The organism is Oleiphilus sp. HI0080, from assembly GCF_001635135.1.
The window spans coordinates 1-7,839 of record NZ_LWFU01001239.1; the positions used below are offsets into that span (position 1 = coordinate 1).

At 46.3% G+C, this 7,839-nt stretch carries 6 protein-coding genes; 1 reads left to right on the forward strand and 5 read right to left on the reverse strand.

Translation table 11 applies throughout. The features are described 5' to 3' along the window. The 4 genes from A3751_RS21525 to A3751_RS21540 all read right to left on the reverse strand — a co-directional run. The coding region (locus A3751_RS21525; protein ID WP_068458826.1) for a cation:proton antiporter at window positions 1-1,215 on the reverse strand (1,215 nt) is incomplete at its 3' end. 21 nt (window positions 1,216-1,236) lie between these two features. Beyond that, the gene (locus A3751_RS21530; protein WP_068458830.1) at window positions 1,237-2,511 is read right to left on the reverse strand and encodes an AarF/ABC1/UbiB kinase family protein; all 1,275 of its coding nucleotides are present in this window, start codon (window positions 2,509-2,511) and stop codon (window positions 1,237-1,239) included. A gap of 49 nt (window positions 2,512-2,560) precedes the next feature. Beyond that, window positions 2,561-3,232, reverse strand: coding sequence for a fumarylacetoacetate hydrolase family protein (locus A3751_RS21535; protein ID WP_068458706.1), 672 nt, complete (start codon window positions 3,230-3,232; stop codon window positions 2,561-2,563). Between the two features lie 82 nt (window positions 3,233-3,314). After that, window positions 3,315-4,709 (reverse strand): FAD-binding oxidoreductase, encoded by a 1,395-nt coding sequence (locus A3751_RS21540; RefSeq protein WP_068458827.1) that lies wholly within the window; start codon window positions 4,707-4,709, stop codon window positions 3,315-3,317. 254 nt (window positions 4,710-4,963) lie between these two features. On the opposite strand from A3751_RS21540, the gene serA reads away from it, so the two are divergent. Next, window positions 4,964-6,193 carry a phosphoglycerate dehydrogenase gene (serA, locus tag A3751_RS21545; protein ID WP_068458828.1) on the forward strand — a complete coding sequence of 410 codons (1,230 nt, stop codon included), beginning with the start codon at window positions 4,964-4,966 and terminating at the stop codon, window positions 6,191-6,193. Between the two features lie 84 nt (window positions 6,194-6,277). Here serA and A3751_RS21550 read toward each other — a convergent pair whose 3' ends face one another. Next, the gene (locus A3751_RS21550; protein ID WP_068458829.1) at window positions 6,278-7,582 is read right to left on the reverse strand and encodes a hypothetical protein; all 1,305 of its coding nucleotides are present in this window, start codon (window positions 7,580-7,582) and stop codon (window positions 6,278-6,280) included. Window positions 7,583-7,839 lie beyond the last annotated feature (257 nt).

Here is a 7,839-nt window from a genome sequence, read left to right on the forward strand (position 1 = left end):
CTGGCGTTCAAGCGATTCACAGACACCACGCCCTACCCGTCCCATGCCAATTACCAGCACATTTGCTCCTGGCACCTTTTGAATGGTGGAAGAATCGGTCGCCTTCTGCCTTTGAAAGCGCAGTAAGAACGGCGATAGTCGCGCGTAAAACACGTGAGCGTTTTTATAGAGAAGCGAGGTAATGACAAACGATTGCGCTGCCGTAATGGCGAGTACGACAAGCCAGACTTGATCCAGCAAGCCTTCTTTAACACTAAGCGCGACCACGATCAGACCAAACTCACTGAAGTTCGCTAAAAGCAATGCAGACAAAAATGCGGTTCTCGCTCTAAACGCCAAAAGACTTAAGACACAATAAAATAAGAGGAACTTGAGAGGCAGCAAAAGTAACAAAAGAGATGCCAAGAACAACATGTACGAGTCTGGTAACGCACTCAAACCTATACTCAAAAAGAACGCGATTAGGAACAGGTCTTTAAAGCTGATTAACGATTTATAGAGTTCGCTCGCCTTTGGGCTCGTCGCAACAACCATGCCCACTATTAAGGCGCCAAAATCCCCTTTTACACTCACTAGCTCAAACAAAGCATACGCGCCTAGAGCGAGCATTAGCCCGGCTAGTGGCAATAGCTCGCCGTGCCCGGTAGCAGCAAGAATTTTATCGAGCAGTGGACGAATAAGAGGTAACAAAAGAAGCAAGACTGCCCAAGGGCTAGGTAAAACTCCCGTTGCAACAACCAAAAACCCAACGGCAACTAAATCTTGAATAATGAGTATGCCTACAGATATCGTAGCTTGGCGACTCCGAATTTCGCCGGCCTCCTCAAGCACCTTGATAACACAGACCGTACTACTAAAACTCAATGCAAAGATGAGTATGGCCGTTTCGAGCATGGTCAAATCAAAGAGTAAGAGGCCAAGTGCCCCCATTGCCCCATTGATTAACAAACAAGCGACCATCCAAAGGCCCATGTGGCTCAGCGCTGACCCCCATACTTGGCGCGCGACAAGGTCTTTTATGTTTATCTTTAAACCGATGGTGAACAGCATGAGGGTAATGCCAAGATCCGCTATAAGCTGGACATCAGCCGTTAAATTGAAGCCAGCTAAATGCAGGGCGAAGCCGGCAAATAAATAACCGACCAAAGGGGGGAAGCTGAACTGTTTTGCTAAGAGACCAGCAAAATACGCACCCAATATAAGCGCAATCGTCATCTGATTATTTTACTTAAAGAGTTATTGTTGTTGGTTAGTATAGCGACTTGAGAACAAATGTTCGTCTAGGGCTGAACGAAAATTCGCGGACGCCTTCATGCTCTTGAGTATCCAGTAATGCCCGCTCACCATTCGGTCTATATAAAGGCTGTCGACAGGGGGCTGAAACAACTCAAGATGTTTAAAAAATAAACCCGTGTGTTTGGCGCTTTCTATATGCAGTTGTGCAGCGCCATAATCAAATGATTCGCCCATAAACGGTTTAAAAAAGATATCTCGCCAAACTTTGTAGTAATCGGCGCCGGGGCTTGGCTTGTTTGCGACACGAGCACCAAGTCGAATCAGCGCTTCGTCAACCAATGCGTAGGCTTCGTCAATACTAAACACGACCGCATCTCGATATGCTTGAACAATCTCCGGCTTGAGGCTTTTCACACACCCAAAGTCATAGACCACAACCGTGCCATCTTTTCGGAACGCGAAATTGCCAGGATGCGGGTCGCCATGAATACAACCAAAAACAAACAACTGGTTGCCTAGCATATCGAATAGCTTGTTGGCGAGCTTTTCGCGCTCCTGGTCTGTGTACCCCAATTCATGGAGCTCATCGATTGAATCCCCTTCAACGAACTCGAGCGTTATAACGCGCGCAGTCGAAAGGCTGTCCAAAACTTCGGGAATCACTATGTGCTGATCTTCACGATGAAAATCATGAAACATTTTTAGGTTCTGCGCCTCTAGCTCATAGTCCAGCTCTTCGTTAAGGCGCTCTTGAAGCTCACTAAACAGCCGATCTACACTTTCTTTCGGCATTTTGAGTAAGCCGCCAAGTTTCAACGTAAGCTTTAACTGTTTTAAATCAGAGTTTACCGAACGAGCAACGCCCGGATACTGAACTTTAACGATCACGTCCTTACCATCATGCGTGACGGCTCGGTGCACTTGACCAATGGATGCCGCGGCATAAGGTTTTTCGTCAAACGATTGAAACAAGATCGGTAGCGAATCGCCAAGCTCACTCTCTACCTGCTGTTTAATAACTTTAAAATCTACCGGTGGCGCTTCTTTTTGGAGCTTCTTTAAGGCCTCAGAAAATTCAGCCGGCAAAAAATCCTGCGTTTGCGAGACAATTTGCCCCACCTTCATCACAGCGCCTTTCAACTCACCTAAGGTCTCGGTGATGTCCTCCGCCATTTTTCCATAAGCAACTGACTTACTGTCTTTACGCGTTTTCTCATCTTGAACAACGTCTTTAATTTTTTCGCCAGCGTAACGTGTCGCTACGCTAGCGGTCATACCCGCTAGCTTAAAAAAGCGTTTTGTTCTGCTCTTTGCAGGAGTTTTATTAGACGCCACGAGTCGCTACTCTGATTGGATCAAAGTCATGCTCGGAAGAGCCGCATTCTAAGCGGAGAAGTAAAGTGTCGTTATTTTTTAACGTTCCAACGCCCTTTGGAGTTCCGGTCAACACCACATCTCCCTTGCGCAGGGTGAACGTAGTCGCGATCTCCGTTAACAAGGTTTCAATATCAAAAAGCATATCGGACGAGGCACCAAGCTGCACCGTATCCCCGTTAAGATTGAGAGAGAACCGAATATTCGCAAGATTCTGGTTATCAAAACGAATAAATCGGGTGAGGTAAGCGGCGCCATCGAACGCTTTAGCGCGCTCCCACGGATGGCTCTTCTCCTTTAACTGCGATTGCAGCTCCCTATCCGTAAGATCAAGCGCTAAGCCAATACCCGCAATCTCAGGTTTGACGCGCCCTGAACCGCTTAATCCAGGCTCCCCAATTAAGATAGCCAACTCAGTTTCATAGTGGATGCCGTCGCGCGGGATCTTTAGAATACTTTGGTCCTGAATACTCGACTCAGGCTTTATGAACAAAATTGGAGAGCTGGGAATCGGATTATTAAGCTCGCGAGCGTGTTCTGCATAATTTCGCCCGACGCATACTACCTTAGAGCAAGGAGCGTCGAATTTTGTTTCATCCAACAAAACTACTGAGTACAACATCCATTCCTTTTTCAATTAATGACAGCAAAGTGGCAACTAAAACCAAAACTACATGAGGTTTGATTTACAACACACCGACGCCTCAATCGAATATCTTGCCGGGGTTCATCACGCCTTTAGGATCAAAAACCTGCTTTATGCCCTTCATTAGGGCTATCTCTGCGTCACTACGCGTATAGCGCAAATAATCTTTCTTAACAAGGCCTACGCCGTGCTCTGCCGAAACACTGCCGTTATACTTCTCTACGATATCAAACACCCACTTGTTCACTTTTACGCACTTTGCAAAGAACTCATCCCTTGCGAGGTCAACTGGCTTAAGTATATTTAGGTGGAGATTTCCATCTCCGATGTGACCAAACCAAATGATTTCGAAATCTGGGTAGTGCTTGGTCACCACATCGTTAATTTCTGTCAGAAACTGGGGAACCTTTGATACAACGACGCTAATATCGTTTTTGTATGGCGTTCTAGGGGCAATGGACTCCGAAATACCTTCGCGTAGACGCCATAAATTGTTTGCTTGCGTTTCGCTTTGACTAATGACGCCATCAACTACCCATTCGTTTTCAACACAATGTTCGAACAACTCCATTGCGGAGTCCATAACCTGCTCGGTGGTGCATTCGAACTCGAGTAACGCATAATATGGCGCCGAACTTTCAAAAGGAGCTGGCACATCAGCATGTGCTCGAACGTGCCCCATTGCTTCGTGAGAGAAAAACTCATACGCAGTCAGGTCGAGTTTGCTTTGGAAGGCCTTCAGCACATCCATCGTATTTGTTATATCGTTCAGGCCAAGAACAAGCACGGTAAGATTGTCTGGTTGGCGGGTCAATCGCATCGTTGCCTCGGTAATCAGGCCAAGGGTACCTTCAGCACCAATAAACAAGTGCCGCAGGTCATACCCCGTGTTGTTCTTAAGCAAGTCGGAATTCAGATTTAGAATCTCGCCTGCCCCGGTAACAACGGTCAATCCCAATACCCAATCACGAGACATGCCATATTTGATCACTTTGATCCCGCCGGCATTGGTCGCAAGGTTGCCGCCAATCTGACTCGAACCAGCAGAGGCAAAGTCCACCGGGTAATACAATCCCTGCTCCTCTGCAAAATCCTGAAGCTGCTGCGTAATCACACCCGCTTGTACCTTGACGCTTCGATCGCTCGCACTAAAGTCAACGATCTGGTTCATGTAATCAAAACTAATCACCACTTCGCCGTTCGAGGCAACCGCTCCACCGCTTAAACCAGTCCGGCCACCAGATGGTACAATCGAAAATTCTAACTCGTTCGCAAGTTTCACAATGGCTTGAACCTGTTCAGTACTTCTCGGGAAAGCGATCGCTAACGGCGCCACCTCATACATCTTTGTCCAGTCTTTGCCGTGACTTTCAAGCGAATCAGAGTCAGTTCTTAACTTACCCTCATCCAGAACAGCCTCGAGTGCCAGTAAAACGTCATCGCGAGTTGCCATGTAAACCTCTATCTACCGCGTTAAAAATATTCGCCAGATTGTACACATCTCTAGCAGTAATGCACCTCGCGAAGGCTTCGCTTAAATATGCGCTATGAATATTAATTATTTACCGAGAAACAGTGCCATTCGCAGAGCAGAATAGCTACCGCCACACGGAGTTATGATAGAATATGCGCCCTCTCATTATTGTCGCTTCGCGTGATCAACAAAAAATCAACGCGAGCACTGCAACATAAGGGTATCAGGAGCTCATGGCAACTACGTCTTTAGACAAAGCAAAAATACGTTTTCTACTGTTGGAGGGTGTTCACCAATCCGCCGTCGAAACACTAAACAAAGCTGGCTACACCAACATTGAGTATTTAAAAACTTCTCTTTCGCAGGAAGATCTTATTGAGAAGATCAAAGACGCGCACTTCGTTGGCATTCGTTCACGCACCCAGCTTACAGAAGAAGTTTTCGCAGCAGCAGAGAAGCTCATTGGCGTAGGTTGTTTTTGTATTGGGACGAACCAAGTTGATCTTGAGGCGGCGACACGCCACGGCGTAGCCGTATTTAACGCACCCTATTCAAATACGCGAAGCGTGGCTGAGCTCGTTTTAGCAGAAGCCATCTTATTGCTCCGCGGCGTTCCTGACAAAAATGCGAAAGCGCATCGTGGTGTTTGGTTGAAATCAGCCGCAAACAGCTACGAAATTCGTGGTAAAAAGCTGGGCATCGTTGGCTACGGTAGTATCGGCAGCCAGCTGAGCGTCCTTGCTGAGTCTCTTGGCATGAAAGTGTATTTCTATGACGTCATTACCAAACTCCCTCTTGGCAACGCCCGTCAGGTCGATAGCCTGAAAGATCTGTTCGAGATGTCCGATATCGTTAGTCTGCACGTCCCAGAGACGCAAGCGACACAGAACATGATTGGCGAGGCAGAACTTGCTCAAATGAAGCAAGACGCAATCTTAATCAATGCCGCCCGAGGCACCGTGATTGATATCGAGGCACTTTGCACTTCTTTAAAAAATAAGAAGTTGCTTGGCGCAGCCATCGATGTATTCCCTGTTGAACCAAAGTCCAATGATGAAGAATTTCTATCGCCTCTTCGCGAGTTCGATAACGTTATCCTCACTCCACACGTCGGAGGGAGTACAATGGAAGCACAAGCCAATATCGGCTTGGAAGTTGGCGAAAAATTGGCAACCTACAGCGACACGGGTACCTCAGTCACCTCTGTAAACTTCCCAGAAGTTGCGTTGCCTGCACACCCCGGCTACCACAGACTGCTTCATATTCACGAAAACGTGCCTGGCGTGATGTCTGAAATCAACCAGGTATTTAGTGAAAACAACATCAACATCTGCGGTCAATTCCTACAAACCAATGAAAAGGTTGGCTACGTAGTTGTCGATGTAGACAAAGAATACAGCGAGCTAGCGCTAGAAAAGCTTCGCAACGTTCGTGGCACAGTGCGAGTGCGCGTGCTTTTTTAGTACTCGGGGCACCTGCATTGCAACGTCCATAAAAAGGCCCTTAAAAGGGCCTTAAAAGGGCCTTTTCTAAATCGGACAAGGAAGTTATTCGGGAATCACTTCAATTTGGTCCTTGTACTGAGCGCTAAACCCAAAAACTGCGTTTGCAAATAACCCACCAAGTACTTCCGTGAAGGCGTCAAATTTCAACCCTCTCTGAACCGCCCCAACAAAATATGTTAAACAAAATTCTAAAATTTCTGGGGCCTGCTTAGCATCAACGATACGATAAGCCTTGCATATCTCCGTGAACATAACAGACAGCTGGTACTTTAAAAATTGAAATTTCACGTCCAGAGTTGGTAGTTGCTGTGACGCGATAAGTAAGATATTGAGCTCTTGAGTGACCGCAAGCTGTAAGTCATAAGTTTGCGCAGCAACATGCGGCGATTTTCTAATATTAATGCCGATACGCTGAGGGCACGGACCTTCAACAATACTCTTATTCATGGACTTTGGCAGAGGCTTCAAGGTATCCATATCCTTTAAGATACAATCACCATGAACAATCCCTTGATCATCAAAAACCAAGATAGCGCCTGCATTTTCAATCGTAGGCTGCCCATGCGAGTAACCTAAACCAGAATGAAGTTCCCATAATGCTGCATACTTTCGCGAAAGATACTCAATAAAAACAGGTTTGAAGTTAGCTGTAGAATCAAGGTAAAGCCGAAGATTCCTACGATAGTCTGGCTGAAGTGGCGTTGTATAGATACTAAACCCCCATTCACCCTTATCGAGATTTGTAATCCGTCCTGCGCATACATATCTAGGAGTCCGAATTCCAGACCGAGCAACGTCCTTTGTCTTCTCTATCTTACTAATAAGGCTATAAGGCCCCTTAGTCGCATAACTCACACCAAGAGGCGTTGCGTTATCTTCATCTTCCACACCTTCGTCCGAAACATAGATTACCCCGCCCGGGTTACGCCCGTGCTTTCTCTGATATTCACCATATTCTCTATCAAGTAAGGGGTCATTAAGCGTCAACACCTTTCGCTTGGAGTCAAACCGCACCAAACCAATACCGCCGATAACATACATTGAGTTGCTCTTCGGGTGCACAAGCGTAATGTTGCGAGAGATCTCACTAACACCTGGGCTCTCAACCAGTACCAATTCATGCTTACACAGCAAAGCAGAATCTCCGCTTTTTACGAACTCCAACAGGCATGATTCAATCGCTTTTTCAGCTGCCGTGCTCGAATGACACTCGGCAGTTCTCGCTTCTTTTCCTATTGGGAGTAATTCTATCTCGTATGGCGCTCGACAATTTTCCAACGGAAAATTATCAAAACAAACACTTTGATTTTCATTACTGATTTGCATTTCAATTCGATAATCTGACATCAACTAGCTCAATTCCTTTTTAACCAGAGGGAAGCCTAAGGCGCGTCAAACAAAATGACAATTACGCGTTGCTAGCAACGAGAACCAATTCCCCTCAAACACAACCAAGCAACCGCTTGCTTCACTGCATTGTCTGCGGTAAGTTACTTCCAAAGCATAAGCACAACCACCTTCGGAAATTTAAATGGCTAACCTTCATGCACACTATTTTGGCGAAACTCAAAATTTGGTACGTAATACCGTTAGGCGGTTTGTTG